Origin of the sequence: Kineococcus esterisolvens (assembly GCF_050871405.1) — a bacterium.
Classification (GTDB): domain Bacteria; phylum Actinomycetota; class Actinomycetes; order Actinomycetales; family Kineococcaceae; genus Kineococcus.
Map to the genome: position 1 here is coordinate 1 of NZ_JBJLRI010000038.1, position 14954 is coordinate 14954.

The window sequence follows — 14954 nt, forward strand, 5'->3', positions numbered from 1 at the left end:
GAGGAAGTCGCGACTTCCTCGATCACCGCGGGGGTCCGTCAGGTGTTGACGGGGACGAAGCGGGGGGTGTTCGGGCCGGGCAGGACGACGGCCTGGGCGGTGACGACGCGCTCGCCGTCGAACGTCAGCGACGGCGAGCCGTGCAGCTGGTACCCCTCCGCCAGCGCGGCGCTGACCTTCTCGCAGAACGCGCGGTCGTCGGTGCCGGTCAGCAACCGGTAGCGCAGGCGACCCTCGGGCTCGGCGGGGGTGGTGGTCATCGCGGGCTCCTCGTTCGTTCGCGGAGGGGGCGAGCCCGGGCGTCCGGGCACCGTGCTCGCCGGCGACGCTACCCCGCGGGCGTGCGGGCCGGCGCGTCGCGACCCCGGTCACCGGGCGCCGCGCCGCACCCGGTGCCAGGCTGGGCGCCGTGGCTGGTGAGCAGACCGACGTCCTGGACCTCGACCGCATCGCGCACGCGGTCCTCGCGATGGACCCCGACGACGTGCGCCGCCTCGTCCAGCGCGACGCCGGCGGCCCGTGGCTGGCCGGGCCGGCGTACGGGGACGGGCGCACCCTGGACGTGCAGCCGGCCGTCGGCGGGTACGGCGCGACGGTGGCGCGCACCGACGCCGTGGAGCTCGTGCGCCGCGTCCTGGACCACCGCCTCGTCGAGGGGTCCCTCAGCGAGCAGGAGCACGGTCAGATGCTCACCGAGGCCGTCACCGGCCTCACCGGCTTCCTCTGAGCGCACCCGTCCCGGCCGCCGTGGGGTCCGCGGTGCGCGCGGGCCCGCGCCGGCGCAGGGCGTGCTTCTCCACCAGGTGCCAGGAGGCGTACCCGCACGCGAGCGCCGCCGCGACCGAGACGGTCGCGAACCACCACACGGGCGCGTCCTCCATGCCGAGGTGGGCGATGAGGAGCTGCTGGGCGACGAAGCCGTAGATGTAGGCGCCGTAGGTGGGGTCGCCCAGCGCGGTCAGCGGCCGGGCCCAGCTCCACGTGCGGGTGCCGAGGTGGAGGACCACGACGGTGGCGCAGGGCACCAGCGCGATGGACAGCGGTGCCCGCACGGCCACGAGCGCGGCCACGACGGCGATCGCGGCGATCGCCGCCCGGCCCGTCGGCCGCCAGCCCCACGCCCGCACGGCGGCGGCGGCGAAGAAGTAGGCGATGAGCTCCAGCCGCAGCGCCACCGGGACGAGCTGCCCGTCCAGGACGTTCTCCGACACCAGCCGCCAGCCGACGAGGGCCAGGACGGCGGTGATCGCGGTGAGGTGGCGCGGGGAGACCCACCCGCGCCAGCCCGCGAACCCGAGGAGCGCGTAGGCGGCGACCTCCACGCCGAGGGTCCACAGGACGCCGTTGACCATCGAGGAGGGGTTGCCGGTGAAGACGCCCGGCAGGTGGTTCGCGTAGGGGAAGACGAGCGCGTTGCGCAGGAAGTACTCCCACGTGCCCGCTGCGCCGAAGTAGTCCGCCGCCGTGGTGGTCAGCGGGCCGAGGACGAAGACGACGAGCACCAGCATCACCAGCAGCGCCGGCATGAGCCGCCGCGCGCGCTTGGCGGCGAAGGGGCGCACCCGCGGCTCGCTGAGCCAGCTGCCGCACACGAGGTACCCGCTGACGACGAAGAAGACGATGACGCCGATGCGGCCCAGGTTGAAGGCGAAGTCGCCGAAGACGAGGAGGTCCGGCTGGGTGTCGCGGTCGCCGAAGGGCAGCTGGTGCGCGTGGCTGACCACGACCGCGGCGGCGGCGGCGATGCGCAGGACGTCGAAGCCGCGGGGCCGGGCGGTCACCGCGGGTCTGGTCGTCGAGGGCGCGGGCGTGGTCGCGGCCAAGGGTCTCCTCGGGGGCTTCGGGTGGTGGCTCGGCGCGGTGGCACCGGCCGCGTTCGGGAGCGGGGTGGGGCGCTGGTTCGGGGGACTGTAGTGAGGCCCGAGGGGCGGTTGTCACCGTATATGCCGTTCGTGTGACGCGGGTCACAATGCGCTGTGACGCCCCGTTGAACCGCCGCTCCTCAGCGTCGCCACAACGCGCTCTGACGACGGGAGCGGTGCCTCAGCCGGCGCCCTCGCCGTAGTACTGGCGAGGGCGGCCGTCGGCGGTGCGGGTGCGGCGCAGCGCCCCGGCGGGGTGCTCCACCACCCAGTAGCTCGCCCACCCCACCAGCACCGCCACCGGCAGCAGCAGAGCCACGCCCAGCAGCAGCGTCGCGGGGCTGGAGCGCTGCGGCCACACGGGCAGCCCCGCCATCCACAGCATCAGCGGCTCGTGCCACAGGTACAGGCTGTAGCTGATCAGGCCGAGGAAGGCCACCGGCCGCGCCTGCAGGGCGCGGACCGCCCGCGAGCCCGCTCCGGCGAGCACCGTGGCGCCCAGCAGGCAGGCGAACCCCGCTCCGGCGGCGGTGTGCCGCAGCTCGGCCACCAGGCCGTCCCGGGTCCCCGCCCACACCGCCGCCAGCAGCAGCGGCACGGCGGGCGCCAGCAGCGCCGCCGACAGCACCCGGGAGGGGCCGGTGCCGCGCACCGCCACCAGCAGGGCGAGCAGCACCCCGAACCCGAAGACGTCCAGCTTCGCGGGCAGGGAGAACCAGGTGCTCCAGTCGGTCCCGGGGCGCCCCTGCGCGTGCGCCGCCAGCTTCCAGCCGAGCCCGGCCGCGACGAGCAGCACGCCGGGCAGCGCCGCCGCCCCGATCCGGGCGCCGCGCCGGCGGAGCCTGCGGCACGCAGCGCACACCGCGGACCCCACCAGCGCCAGCAGCACGTAGAACTGCACCTCCACCGCCAGCGACCAGGCCGGGCCGACGGTGGAGAAGATCCGCTGGTCGTCGAGCACCTGGGTGAACGTCAGGTGCTCCAGCAGGTCCCGCCACTCCCCGGGCAGGTCGGCGTTGCGGCTCGCCCACACCACCGTGACGACGAGGTAGTACAGCGGGACGACCCGCACGGCGCGCCGCCGCAGGAACTCCAGCGCTCCCTGCGGGCGCTCGCCGGCGACCGCGCGGCGCAGGTACGGCAGCGCCAGCAGGAACGCCGACAGGGCGAAGAACAGGTCCACCAACGTGTCCAGCGCGTACAGCCACGCGTGCGCCCGGGTCCCCGCCAGGAAGTACGCGCCGTCGACGCGCAGCTCCTGGTAGACGTGGAAGACCACGACACCCACCGCCGCCAGGCCGCGGTAGCCCTCCAGGCCCGCGAGGCGGCCGGCCCCCGGGGGGTCCACGGGCGGCCCGGGTGCCGGTGCGCTCACGCGTCCACGGCCCGGTGCAGGGCGGCGACGAGGTCCACGACCCGCCCGGGGCTCTCGTCGTCCAGCAGCGCCCGTTCCAGCTCCCGCGCCACGCGCGAGCCGTCGTGGCGGCCGTAGCTGCCGAGGGAGCCGGACAGGTTGTGCGCGGTGCGCACCGCCTCGGAGCGGCCCTCGAGGAGCTGGCCGGCGGCGACCCACTCGTCCAGCTGGGACAGCCGCGCCCGCACCAGGGGGCGCAGCTGTTCCCACAGGTCCGCGGTCAGCGCGCGCATCGCATCGATCTCGTTCACGACGCGCCCCCGTCCCTGGGGGTCGGCAGCGCCGCGACCACCGGCACGCTGCGCGGCGTCACCTTCCACTCCCGTTCACCGGTGAGCTCCTTGACCTGCGCGACGCGCGCGATGACGTTCTTGAACTCCGCGTAGAAGAACGAGGACACGAGCAGGTACCGCAGGAACCACCCGCGCTGCCGGCGGACCTCCGGCACCGCCAGGCGGCGGGCGAACAGCGTCTGCCCCGGGCCCACGGAGGTGGTGAAGAGCGTGGTCAGCACGAACAGCGGGACCGTCCAGTCCAGGTTCCGGAAGCCGTCGGCCCGCCACGCCAGGTAGGCGACGACCGGGTACGCCTGCAGCGAGACCCACGGGTACACCTCGCGCCAGCCCAGCAGGAACGTCATGCCCAGCTTCTGCCGCAGGCGCAGGTGCGGGGACCTCCACGCCCGGGGCAGGTGCTTGAGCGACACCTGGAACCACCCCTGCGCCCAGCGCATCCGCTGGTTCCACACCGCTGCCAGCGTCGTCGGTGCCAGCTCGCGCGAGAGCAGCGCGGGGTCGTTGGCGATGAGCCCGCCGTCCTCCACGACGCGCAGGCTGGAGTCGATGTCCTCGGTGAGCATGAACCCGTGCATGCGGGTCCGCCGCAGCAGGTCGGTGCGCCAGTAGCCGTTCGAGCCGCCGAACACGCCGAACCCGTGCAGCCGGGCGCGGCCCGGGTGGCTGACGGCGTAGATGGACTCGAACTCCACCGCTGTCGTGCGCGACACCCAGCTGGCGCCGCCGTTCCGCACGACGCAGTGCCCCTGCACGACGTCGTACCCGCCGCCGAGCCAGCGCCAGGCGCGCCGGAACGACGTGGGGTCCGGGTGGTGGTCGGCGTCGAACACGCCGACGAACTCCCCGGTCACCACCGCCAGGCCCGCGTTGACGTTCTGGGCCTTGGAGGTCGAAGCGTCCACCCGCAGCGGCACGAAGCGCGGGTCGCGCGCGGCGACCGCCTCCAGGGCGTCCTCCACCGGCAGGCGGTCCGGGCCGTTGTAGGCCAGGACGACCTGCAGCTCACCGGGGTAGTCCTGCGCGAGGAACGCCTCGACGGTCTCCACGATCGTCAGGGCCTCGTTGGGCAGGTACGCCGCGATGATCGCCGAGGCGCGCGGGTACGGGCCGCCGGTGTCCGCCGGCGGGCGCACCGGGTCCAGTGCCAGGAGACCCTCCAGCCAGATCGCGGTGGCCGTCACGACCAGCGCGAGCACCACGCCCACGTACGCCACCGGGCCGAGGTCGACGCCGCTCCAGGTCCACGCGCCGACGTACACGGCGAACGGGGCGACGACGCCCAGCACCAGCGTCAGGGCGACCTGCCCCGGGGTGCGCAGCCGGGCGCGCCACACCTCCCCGCGCGCCGCCCGGCGCGGGGTCCCAGCCCCTCCCCCCGCAGGTTCGGCGGGCACCGCAGGTTCGGCGGGCACCGTGCCGGTCGTCCAGCGCACCGGCTGCAGGTCCAGGTGCCGGGCCGCGCCGCTCGCCGCGGTGCCGGCCAGGTCCAGGGCGCGCCCACCGGTCGCGGCCAGCGCGCCGGTGCCCGCGCCGCCGGGGTTCCCGGCGACGTCGGACAGGGCCACCCACCCCACGACGGGGGTGACGTCCAGCGCCTCGCCGGAGACGGTGACGCGGCGGCGCACCACCTGCTCGGACAGCGCCAGCAGCAGCCGGTGCACCTCCTCGGCACCCGTGTCCGGCAGCAGCACCGCGAACCGGCCACCGCCCGCGCCGGCCACGCGCGCACCGGCGGCCCCGGCCGCGGCACCGTCGAGAGCGGTGCTCAGCTGTGCCGTCAGCTCCGCCTCGCCGCGCGCGCCGAACCGGGCGCGCAGGGCGGCGAGCTCGGCGACCTCCAGCACGGCCAGCGCGCCGTCGCGCCCGGTGGCCGCCGCGCGGGCCACCTCGCGGCCGGTCTCCTCCGCCAGCGCGGCCACCGACAGCAGCCCGGTGCGCGGGTCGCGCAGCAGCTGCTCCACCGGCACCGGCGGGCGGTCCAGCTTCGCCGTGACCCGCGCCACCAGCTCGGGCAGGTCGAACGGCTTGCGCACGTAGTCGTCGGCGCCCAGGCGCAGCGCGGCCAGCGCGTCGGAGGGGTCGGTGCGGGAGGTGAGGAACACCAGCGGCACCGCGCGGGTGGCGGGTTCGGCGCGCAGCCGGCTGACCAGCGCGAAACCGTCCATGCCGGGCATGTTCACGTCGGAGACGACGACGTCGGGCACGGCCTCGGCCAGGCGCGCCAGGGCCTCGCGGCCGTCGGAGGCGGTGACCACCGTCATGCCGGCGGCGCGCAGGCCGGCGGACACCAGCTGCGAGATCAGCTCGTCGTCGTCGACGACGAGGGCGGTGCGGCCCGCGGCGAGCGGGGCGGCGGCGAGCTCGGCGGCGGTGGCGGTCACCCCCGCCACCCCGCCAGCTCGCGCACCTGCGCGGGCAGTTCCAGCGGGTCGAACGGCTTGCTGAGCACCCCCAGGACGTCCAGCGACTCCAGCGCCCGCACCTGGTGCCGCTGCACGCCGGCGGTGAGGAACACCACCGGCACGCCCGCCCCGGCGGCACCGGCGCGCAGCAGGGCCAGCGTCCCGGGACCGTCCGTGCCGGGCATCATCGCGTCCAGCAGCACCAGGTCGGGGTGGTGCTCGGCGACGGCGGCCAGGCACTCGGCGGCCGTGCCGGCGGTGAGCGCGGTGAAGCCCCCGACGCGCTCCAGGCTCAGGGCGGCCAGCTCCCGCAGGTGCGGCTCGTCGTCGACGACGAGCACGGTGCGTGCCACGGGGGCCTCCTAGCGGGTGGTGTCGGGGGCTTCCTCCCGGGTGTCGGCAAGCGGCAGCACGATCGTGAACTCGCTTCCCTCGTTCAGCCGACTGCGCAGCTCCACCCGACCGCCGCTGCGCTCGACGATCCCCTTGGTGATCGCCAGCCCCAGCCCGCTGCCGGACTGCCGCTGCGCATCGGACGCGTAGACCTGCCGGAACCGGTCGAAGACCGCCTCCAGCTGGTCGTGGGGGATGCCGCGGCCCTCGTCGCGCACCGCCAGGCGCGCCTCGTGCGCGCCGCGAGTGCAGCTGACCTCGACGCGGCCGCCCGCGGCGCTGAACTTCACCGCGTTGCCCACCAGGTTCGTCAGCGCCTGCGCGATCCGGTGCGGGTCGGCGTGCACGACGGCCGGCTCGGCGGCGGCCAGCACCAGCTCCACCCCGGCGGCGTCGGCGGCGCTGCCGAGCTGCTCCACCCCGGCGCGCGCCAGGTCGGCCAGGTCGGTGGGCTCCGGTTCCAGCGGCACGGTGCCGGCGTCCAGGCGCTCGACGTCGAGGATGTCGTTCACCAGGGCGGCGAGGCGGTCGGCGTTCTCGTCGGCGATGCGCAGCAGCCGCGCAGGCTCCTCCGGCAGCGGCCCCAGCACCCCGCTGGTCACCAGCCGCAGGCTCGCCTTGATGGCGGTCAGGGGGGTGCGGAGCTCGTGGCTGACGACGGCGGTGAACTGCCGCTTGAGCTCCTCCACCCGTTCCTCCTCGGTGACGTCGCGCACCGTGAGGACGCTGCCGACGGTCTCCTCGCCGGCGACGACGGGGGCGACGGTCACCTGGGCCGAGCGGGGGGTGCCCCGGCACCAGAGCACCACCCGGCTGCTCGCGCCGCCGCCGGCTGCCGCGCGGGCGGCGACGTCGGCCAGGGAGGGGCCCTCCGGGGCCGCCCCGTCGCCCGCGTCGGCGGGGCGGCGGCCCACCTCCGCCAGCGGCCGCCCCACCAGGTCCGCGGCGCGCTGGCGCAGCAGCCGGCGCACCGCCGTGTTCGCGAACAGCACCCGGCCCTCGCGGTCGGTGCCCAGGAACCCGTCGGTGGTGGACTCCAGCAGCAGCGCGGTGAGGCTGCGCTGGCGGCGCAGCTCCGCCTCGGCGCGCGCCGCGCCCCGCAGGTCGCGCGCGAGCACCAGCGCGGTGCCCGGCCCGGGACCGGGGGAGACGATCACCTCGACGGGGAACACCGTCCCGTCCGCGGCGCGGCCGGCGACCTCGACCGGCTCGCTCCCGGACTCGTCGGCGCGGCGCACCGCGAACGGCGGCGCGCCGGGGGAGCTGCGCGGGAAGACGCCGGCGAACGGCTCGCCGACGCGCGGCCCGAACGCCCGCTCGGCGGCGTCGTTGACCGTGCGCACCCCGTCGGCGCCGACGACGAGCACGCCCAGCGGCAGCGCCGCCAGCAGGTCGCGCAGCGAGCGCTCCGTCTCCGGCGGCGGCGGGTCCCCGGCCGCGGCGCCCTCCGCCCCCCCGTCCGCTGCCGCCACCCCGTCACCACTGCGCGTGTCTGCGGTCACGCTGCCTGTGTAGTGCAGGGGGGTGGTCGGTGTCCTGCGCCCGCCGGGCCCGGTGCGCGCGGGGAGTGACCCCCGGACGGCCCATCACGCCGCGCGAGCCGGAGGCCGAGAACCGGGGGGAGCGGGCCGCCCACGAGGGGCTGGTGACCGCACGCACCCCCCCGAGGAGGTCACCGTGGAGCACCACCCGCGCCGCGGCATCGTCCACCCCGCCGCCCGCCAGGCGGTCGTCCCACCCGCGTCCGCCGCGGAGATCGCCGCGCTGGCCCGGCTGCTGCTGCGCCGCCCGGAGCTGAACCACCTCGACGACGAGAAGCTCCTGCTGCGCCTGGCGCGCACCACCGCCGTCGGGCACCTGCTGCGCTCGCGGGTCGTCGTCGCCCTGCCCGACGCCGAGCGTCTCCTGGACGCCATGCTCGTCGACGGGCGCGCCGTGGTGCTCGACGTCTCCGACCCCGAACCCCGCGAGGGCGTCCTGGCCGTGCGCCGCCCCGCCGCGGTGCGCGACCTGCCCCGCGCCCGCGACATGGCGCGCGCGCTGGCCCCGCTGGCCGCCCGGCGCTGAAGCGCCCGGTCCTCGCGTTCCCGCCGCGACCGCGCCGGCGGGGCGCCCCGGCCGCCCCGCCGGCGGTCGGGGCGCGCCCGCGACGGTCCGTAGACTGACCGGGCCGGGAGGGCTGGCCGAGTGGTTGAAGGCGGCGGTCTTGAAAACCGCTAGGGAGGTACCCACTCCTTCCTCATGGGTTCGAATCCCATGCCCTCCGCACCCGACACCCCGCGCCGTGCGCGCGCCATCCCTGGAGGTCCCGTGAGCGCCACCGCCCCCGAGCTGCCCGCGCAGCGGCGTGCCGCCGCGATCCGCGCCTACAGCGCCCTGCCCGCCGCCGACCGCCGCGACGTGCTCGCCCTGGCCCGCCAGGGCCGCCGCCACCCCGACGAGCGGGTCGTGGCCGTCGCCTGGTGGTACGCGGCCTCGGTGCTGCAGCCGCGGTGGTGGAACCGGGTCCCCGCCGGCCTGCTGCCCCTGCCGGGCCTGGTGGTGCTGTGCGTCGCGTTCGCCGTGGACGCCTGGCCGCTGGCCGTGCTGGCGCTGCTGATGGTCGCCGCCGGCCTGAACCTGGTGTGGCAGCGCCTGACCACCGAACCGCTGCTGCGCCTGGCCCGCCCCGCCGACGCGCCCGAGACCCCCGCCGTGCCGGAGACCCCCGCCGGTCGCTGACCGGCGCCCGCGGGGCCGGACGGGTGAACCCGCCGCGCCCGCGGGGTGGACCTGCGCCCCGCACCGTCCAGCCGGGCACCCCGCGCGCCGACGGGACGGTGTGACCCCGCGACCCGCACGGGCGGCGGCGGCCCGCGAGGTGCGCGGCCCGCTGCTGCTGCTCCTGGCCGTCGTCCTCGCCGTCGCGGCCACCGCGCACCTGCTGGGACCCACCAGCACCGCCGGGCGCGCCGTCGTCGGCGCCGCGGAGGCGCTCGTCGCCCTCACCGCCGCGGCGCGCGCCGCCCGGACGGCCGCCCACCGCGCGCTGCCCCGCCCGCTGCGCCTGACGTGGGGGGTGCTCGCCGCCGGCCTGCTGAGCTGGACGGCCGGGCAGGCCGTCTTCCTCACCGTCGACCTCGGCGGCGGCGACCCCACCGCCACCACGGCCGCCGACGTGCCGTTCCTGCTGTGGGGGGTGCTCGCGGTCGCCGCCTCCTTCTCCTTCCTGCGGTTGCGCACCCTCGGCACCCTCGGCACCCGCACCCTCGGGGCCCGGACCCTCCTGGACGGCGCCCTCACCGCGTGCGCCCTGCTGACCGCGCTGGTCGTGCTGTGGCTGGACGGGGCGCTGCCGCACCTGCCGGGCCGGCCGGTGGAGTTCGCCTTCCCGCTGGCCTTCCAGGTGCTGGACGTCGTCTACCTGACCCTGACGGTCATGGCGGTGCTGCACGGCGGCCCCACCCGCGCGGGCGTGCTCGCCGTCGCCGCCGGCGCCGCCGTCACCGCCGGCGACGCCGTCTACTTCCTCGCCCTCACCACCCCGGCGGGCTTCGCCACCGGCGGCCTCGCCGACCTGTGCTGGCTGACCGGGTTCGGCCTGTTCGCCGTCGCCGCCAGCCCCGACAACCCCCCGCCGCCGCCCCCGCCGGACCCCGGTGACCCCGTGCCGTGGGGCCTGGCCGTCCCCTACCTGGCGTTCGTGCCCGCCGCGGCGCTCGCCGTGCACCGGCTGTGGTCCCGCGCGGACCCCGCGGTGCTGACCGGGCTCGTCGTGCTGATCGTGCTCGTGCTGCTGCGCCAGTACCTCGTCGTGCACGACCACCGCGCGCTGCTCGCCACCGCCGAGCGGCAGCGCCGGCAGCTGGAGGTCCTCGCCCACGTCGACCCCCTCACCGGCCTGGTCAACCGCCGCCGCTTCTCGCAGGTCCTCACCGACGCGGTCGGCGACGGGCTGCGCAGCGGTGGCCACGTCGTCGTCGCGTTCGTGGACCTGGACCGGTTCAAGGAGGTCAACGACACCCTCGGGCACGCCGCCGGTGACGAACTGCTGCGCGCCGTCGCGGACCGGCTGGCCTCCAGCGTGCGCGTCGCCGACCACGCCGCCCGCTGGGGCGGCGACGAGTTCGCGCTGCTGGTGACCGACGACGTGGCCGCCGAGGACGTCGCCGAGCGCCTGTGCGCGGTGCTGGCCGCGCCGTTCACCGTCGCCGGTGCGCCCCTGCACGCCTCCGCCAGCACCGGGGCCGTCCGCGAGTCCCCCCGCCGCCTGCACGCCGAGCGCACCGCGACCGGCGCGCCCGCCGACGTGGAGGACCTGGTGGAGGCGCTGCTGGCCCGCGCCGACGCCCTCATGTACGAGCGGAAGCGGCGCACCCGCCCACCGGCACCGGCCGCCCGGCCCGCGGCCCGCCGTCCGCAGCCCGCCGCCGTGCCCCGCAGCAGCTGACGGCCACCGCCGGCGACGGCGCCCGCCCCGCCGGGGCGCGCGGAGGCGGCCGCTGCGGTGCCGGGGTTCCCGGCCGGTCGAGGGACCTCAGCGCACGGTGCGCAGGGCCAGCGGCAGGCACCGCACCCGCACCGTCGCCCCGCCCGCCAGGGGCAGCACCTCCCCGTCCATCTGCAGCGGCATGGGGTTGCGGGTGCGGAACTCGTACGGCTCGCTGCGGGACTCCACGCGGTGCCGGCCGCGCAGGACGCGGGCGAACTCGGCCAGCAGCCGCAGCTTGCTGCGGTGCTTGATCATCAGGACCTCGAAGCGGCCGTCGTCCGGCGAGGAGTCGTCGGACAGCTGCGCGTACTTCGCCATCCGGTCGATGTTCGCGAAGACCAGGCTGTCGATCCGCACGTCCCGGCCGTCGCGGCCGATGGTCATGGGGCGGTACTTCCAGAACGCCTTGACGACCAGCAGGGTCTCCTTCACCGCGTCCAGGTCGTTCTCGTTGAGGGCCGCGGCGGCGACGGGGGTGAGGCCCACGCCGACGTAGGAGTGCGCCACGCGCGGCTCCCCGTCGCCGGTGTCGACCTCCAGCAGGTCCATGCGCTCGGGCCGCCCGCCGCCGGCGACGTCGACGACGGCGTCGACGAGGCTGCGGTGCTGCGTGGCGTTGGCGTGGTCGTTGGCGTTGCCGGAGGGCAGCACGGCCGCCAGACCGCCGTCGTGACCGGCGCGCCCGGCGGCGACGACGCCGTTGACGACCTCGTGGTAGCCGCCGTCGCCGCTGGCGGAGACGACCAGCACGCCGGGGTGGCGGGCGACCTGCTCGCGGGCGATCTGCTCGGCGTGCCCGGCGTGCTCGGTCTCCACGAGGTCCACGGGCAGGTGGGGGACGCGCTCGGCGAGCTGGTCGCGCAGTTCGCGGGCGTTGGCCGGCCCGTCGCCGGTGCTGTTGGGGTTGAGCACGACGACGACCCGCTGCAACGGGTTGCTGGGACTGGGCACGTCCCCGACCGTAGGTGAAAGGCCCCCGCCCGGCCCGTCGTCGCCACCCCGGCCACCGCGGGACGCGGGGGTGACGCGCGGTGCCGCCAAGGGCGCCGCGCTCGTACGATGGGCCGCGTCCGGCAGTGGGCGCACAGCACCAGCGACACCGTTCCGGTCCGCTGAGGATCGACGGAGGCTCGGTGGACGCACCCACCCCTGCGACGGGGGACCCCGTCGCGCACCGCGCGGTGCGCGCCGCCGTGCGCCTGCTCGACGCCGACACCGGCCGGCTCGAACCGCCCCCGCCCGGTGCGGGACGCCCCGCGGCGGCCGCGGCGCTGTCCGCGGTGGTCCCCGCCGAGGGGCCCGTGCACGGTGCCGACCAGCTCGCCACGGCCTGCCGCGACGCCGCCGCCCGCGGCACCGCCGTCCGCGCGGTCGGCGGCGACCCCGACGGGGTCCGCGTGCTGGCCGTCCCGGTGACCGGCCGCCGCGGCGAGGTCCTGGCCGCCCTCGGCGTCCTGGCCGCCACCCCGCGCACCTTCGACGACGCCGACGCCACCGTGCTCGCCCAGCTCGCCCAGGACGTCGCCACCCACCTCGAGCTGGCCGCCGGCGCCTCCTCCCCGGACCCCGCCGACCAGCTGCGCCGGCAGCTGGCCATCGACGCCGCCCGCATCGGCAGCTTCGACTGGGACCTCACCGGCGGCGAGGTGTCCTGGGACGACCGCCTGCGCGAGCTGTTCGGCTTCCCCCGCGCCCGCTTCACCGGGCCCTTCGAGGAGTTCACCTCCGCGCTGCACCCCGACGACGTGCCCCGCGTCTCCGACGCGCTGCGCCGGGCGGTGGAGACCTGCGGGGACTACGAGGCCGAGTACCGCGTGGTGCGCCCCGACGGCCGGGTGCGCTGGCTCAAGGCCCGCGGCGCCGTCCTCACCGACGCCGCCGGCAGGGCGTCCCGCATGCTCGGCGCCGCCTTCGACACCACCGCCGACCACGAGTCCGACGCCCGCGTCACCCGGGTCCTGGAGACCATGCCGTCGGCGTTCTTCTCCCTGGACCGCCGGTGGCGCTTCACCTACGTCAACGCCCGGGCGGAAGGTCTGCTGGGGCGCTCGCGCGCCGAGATGCTCGGGCAGGACGTGTGGGAGCTGTTCCCCCAGGCCGTGGGCGCGCAGTTCGAGACGCAGTACCGCGCGGCCGTCGCCACCGGGCGGGCGGTGGAGTTCGAGGAGCACTACCCCGAGCCGCTGAACGCCTGGTACGAGGTGCGGGCCTGGCCCACCCCCGACGGGCTGTCGGTGTACTTCCACGACGTCACCGCCCGCCGCGCCGCGGTGGCCGAGGCGGAACAGGCCTCGGCGGCGGCCCGTTCCGCGGCGCAGCGCATGCGCGTCCTGGCCGGCGTCAGCGAGGACCTGACCGAGACGCTGGACGCCGAGGAGGGCGTCGCCCGCCTCGGCCAGCACCTCGTGCCGACGCTGGCCGACTGGTGCGTCCTCACCCTCCTCGACGAGCACGGCGCCCTCCGCGACGTCGGCTCCGCCCACGTCGACCCGGCCGCGCTGCCGCTGGTGCGCGAGTACCAGGAGCGCCGCCTGCGCGCGCTGGGCCCGGGCTCCCCCCTGTCGCGGGCGCGCAGGACCGGGCGCGACGTCGTCGTGCCCTCGGGGGCGGCGCGGGAGCTGTGCCGGCACCTGCTGGACGAGCGCAGCCGCGAGGTGGTGCGCGAACTGGCCCCCGAGTCGCAGGCGGTGCTGCCGCTGCGGGCCCGCGGCCGCATCGTCGGCGCCGTCACCCTGTTCCGCGGCGCGCAGCGCGCCACGTTCTCCCCCGACGACCTGCTGACGGCCAGCGAGATCGCCGACCGGGCGGCCCTCGCGCTGGACAACGCGCGGCTGTACGGGGCGCAGCAGCGCATCGCCGAGGGACTGCAGCGCAGCCTGCTCACCGCGCCGGTGCAGCCGGAGCACCTGCGGGTGGCGGTGCGCTACCAGCCGGCCGCGCAGGCCGCGCAGGTCGGCGGCGACTGGTACGACGCGTTCCACCACCCCGGCGGTGGCACGCTCCTCGTCATCGGCGACGTCATGGGCCACGACGTGGACGCGGCCGCCGCCATGAGCCAGGCGCGCAACCTCCTGCGCGGCGTCGCCGTGACCGACAGCGGCGCGCCGGGGAAGGTCCTCGCGGGGCTGGACGCCGCCATGGCCGTGCTGGGCCTGCAGACCACGGCGACGGCGGTGGTGGCGCTGCTGGAACCGGCGCTCGGCGGGGCCGCGCGGCTGCGCTGGGCGAACGCCGGGCACCTGCCGCCGCTGCTGCGCGCCCCGGACGGGTCCGTGCGGCTGCTGGAGGGGCCGGTGCACGACCTGCTGCTGGGCATCGACGCCCACCAGGTGCGCCACGAGCACGAGCTGCTGCTGGAGCCGGGCTCGACGCTGCTGCTGTACACCGACGGGCTGGTGGAGCGCCGCGACCAGCCCGTGGACGTGGGGGTGCGGCTGCTCGGGGACGCCGTCGCCCAGCTGCCGGACCTCGACGTCGAGGAGGTGTGCGACGCGGTCCTGGCGCGCCTGGTGCCGGCGGGGGCCGAGGACGACGTGGCGCTGCTGGCCGTGCACGTGCGCACCGGCACCTGACGCGGGGACGCGGACGCCGGCCGGGACTCGTGGTCTTCCCCTCCACGTGCCCCGGCCGGCGCGGGACCATCTTGCCACCGGTGCCCGGCCGCTGGGAAGCCGGGCAGGTTCTCGGGGCGCGCCCGGGGCGGTTGGGCGACAGGATGCAGCGCATGTGCGACGTCACGCCGAGAGCGGAGGTGGCCCTGCCGGCCGACCTGTCCGCCGCCCGGCGGGCCCGCGGGTTCCTGCGCGAGACGTTGTGCCGGGTCCACCAGGAGGCCGTGCTGGAGCAGGCGCTGCTGCTGCTGTCGGAGCTGGCGGTGAACGCCGTGCGCCACGGCGCCCCGCCCGTGCGCGCGGTGGTGGACTGCCGGGTGCGGGTGCTGCACCTGTCGGTCAGCGACGGCAGTCGCGAGCGCCCGCAGCACCGGCGCTCGCCGGTGCAGGCGGAGTCGGGCCGCGGGGTGGACCTGGTGGACGCGCTCAGCGAGGCGTGGGGGGTGCAGCTGGTGCCCTCGGGCAAGACCGTCTGGTGCGACGTGGCCGCGTGAGTCCGTCCGCA

At 77.0% G+C, this 14954-nt stretch carries 14 protein-coding genes and 1 tRNA gene; 7 read left to right on the top strand and 8 right to left on the bottom strand.

Annotated elements, in window-relative coordinates; all coding sequences use genetic code 11:
* Positions 1 to 38: 38 nt before the first annotated feature.
* Positions 39 to 260, bottom strand: a complete 222-nt coding sequence (locus ACRYR8_RS12790) for a DUF1737 domain-containing protein (protein ID WP_432484933.1) — start codon at positions 258 to 260, stop codon at positions 39 to 41.
* A gap of 149 nt (positions 261 to 409) precedes the next feature.
* Between ACRYR8_RS12790 and ACRYR8_RS12795 the strand changes: the two genes are divergently transcribed.
* Positions 410 to 727, top strand: coding sequence for a hypothetical protein (locus ACRYR8_RS12795; RefSeq protein WP_432484934.1), 318 nt, complete (start codon positions 410 to 412; stop codon positions 725 to 727).
* On the opposite strand, the gene ACRYR8_RS12800 is transcribed toward ACRYR8_RS12795, so the two are convergent.
* The 6 genes from ACRYR8_RS12800 to ACRYR8_RS12825 form a co-directional block, all read right to left on the bottom strand.
* The gene (locus tag ACRYR8_RS12800; RefSeq protein ID WP_432484935.1) at positions 711 to 1781 is read right to left on the bottom strand and encodes an acyltransferase family protein; all 1071 of its coding nucleotides are present in this window, start codon (positions 1779 to 1781) and stop codon (positions 711 to 713) included. The genes ACRYR8_RS12795 and ACRYR8_RS12800 overlap by 17 nt on opposite strands.
* Before the next feature lie 262 nt (positions 1782 to 2043).
* Positions 2044 to 3237 carry an acyltransferase family protein gene (locus ACRYR8_RS12805; protein WP_432484936.1) on the bottom strand — a complete coding sequence of 398 codons (1194 nt, stop codon included), beginning with the start codon at positions 3235 to 3237 and terminating at the stop codon, positions 2044 to 2046.
* Entirely contained in the window at positions 3234 to 3527 is a 294-nt protein-coding gene (locus ACRYR8_RS12810) for an Hpt domain-containing protein (protein ID WP_432484937.1), read from the bottom strand. The genes ACRYR8_RS12805 and ACRYR8_RS12810 overlap by 4 nt, the downstream gene beginning before the upstream one ends.
* The gene (locus ACRYR8_RS12815) at positions 3524 to 5953 is read right to left on the bottom strand and encodes a response regulator (RefSeq protein ID WP_432484938.1); all 2430 of its coding nucleotides are present in this window, start codon (positions 5951 to 5953) and stop codon (positions 3524 to 3526) included. Before ACRYR8_RS12815 ends, ACRYR8_RS12810 begins: the two co-directional genes overlap by 4 nt.
* Positions 5950 to 6327 carry a response regulator gene (locus ACRYR8_RS12820; RefSeq protein ID WP_432484939.1) on the bottom strand — a complete coding sequence of 126 codons (378 nt, stop codon included), beginning with the start codon at positions 6325 to 6327 and terminating at the stop codon, positions 5950 to 5952. Before ACRYR8_RS12820 ends, ACRYR8_RS12815 begins: the two co-directional genes overlap by 4 nt.
* A gap of 9 nt (positions 6328 to 6336) precedes the next feature.
* Positions 6337 to 7869 carry a sensor histidine kinase gene (locus ACRYR8_RS12825; RefSeq protein ID WP_432484940.1) on the bottom strand — a complete coding sequence of 511 codons (1533 nt, stop codon included), beginning with the start codon at positions 7867 to 7869 and terminating at the stop codon, positions 6337 to 6339.
* Positions 7870 to 8044: 175 nt separating this feature from the next.
* Here ACRYR8_RS12825 and ACRYR8_RS12830 point away from each other — a divergent pair, with 175 nt between their 5' ends.
* From ACRYR8_RS12830 to ACRYR8_RS12845, 4 genes are all read left to right on the top strand, one after another.
* Positions 8045 to 8434, top strand: coding sequence for a hypothetical protein (locus tag ACRYR8_RS12830; protein WP_432484941.1), 390 nt, complete (start codon positions 8045 to 8047; stop codon positions 8432 to 8434).
* Between the two features lie 106 nt (positions 8435 to 8540).
* A tRNA-Ser gene (locus ACRYR8_RS12835) sits at positions 8541 to 8633 on the top strand.
* 44 nt (positions 8634 to 8677) lie between these two features.
* Complete coding sequence (locus ACRYR8_RS12840) at positions 8678 to 9088, top strand: hypothetical protein (protein WP_432484942.1); 411 nt, start codon at positions 8678 to 8680, stop codon at positions 9086 to 9088.
* Between the two features lie 100 nt (positions 9089 to 9188).
* Positions 9189 to 10796 carry a diguanylate cyclase domain-containing protein gene (locus ACRYR8_RS12845; RefSeq protein WP_432484943.1) on the top strand — a complete coding sequence of 536 codons (1608 nt, stop codon included), beginning with the start codon at positions 9189 to 9191 and terminating at the stop codon, positions 10794 to 10796.
* 87 nt (positions 10797 to 10883) lie between these two features.
* On the opposite strand, the gene ACRYR8_RS12850 is transcribed toward ACRYR8_RS12845, so the two are convergent.
* A complete protein-coding gene (locus ACRYR8_RS12850) occupies positions 10884 to 11789 on the bottom strand; it encodes a diacylglycerol/lipid kinase family protein (protein WP_432484944.1) in 906 nt (301 codons plus the stop codon).
* Between the two features lie 182 nt (positions 11790 to 11971).
* Between ACRYR8_RS12850 and ACRYR8_RS12855 the strand changes: the two genes are divergently transcribed.
* Together ACRYR8_RS12855 and ACRYR8_RS12860 are read left to right on the top strand one after the other, a co-directional pair.
* Positions 11972 to 14410 (top strand): SpoIIE family protein phosphatase, encoded by a 2439-nt coding sequence (locus ACRYR8_RS12855; RefSeq protein ID WP_432484945.1) that lies wholly within the window; start codon positions 11972 to 11974, stop codon positions 14408 to 14410.
* Between the two features lie 152 nt (positions 14411 to 14562).
* On the top strand, positions 14563 to 14943 hold the full coding sequence (locus ACRYR8_RS12860; protein ID WP_432484946.1) for an ATP-binding protein: 381 nt from the start codon (positions 14563 to 14565) through the stop codon (positions 14941 to 14943).
* Positions 14944 to 14954 lie beyond the last annotated feature (11 nt).

What these genes read in the sequence shown, in the direction of transcription:
- ACRYR8_RS12790 (WP_432484933.1), bottom strand. Translation starts at nt 260, where the DNA reads ATGACCACCACCCCCGCCGAGCCCGAGGGTCGCCTGCGCTACCGGTTG.
- ACRYR8_RS12860 (WP_432484946.1), top strand. Translation starts at nt 14,563, where the DNA reads ATGTGCGACGTCACGCCGAGAGCGGAGGTGGCCCTGCCGGCCGACCTG.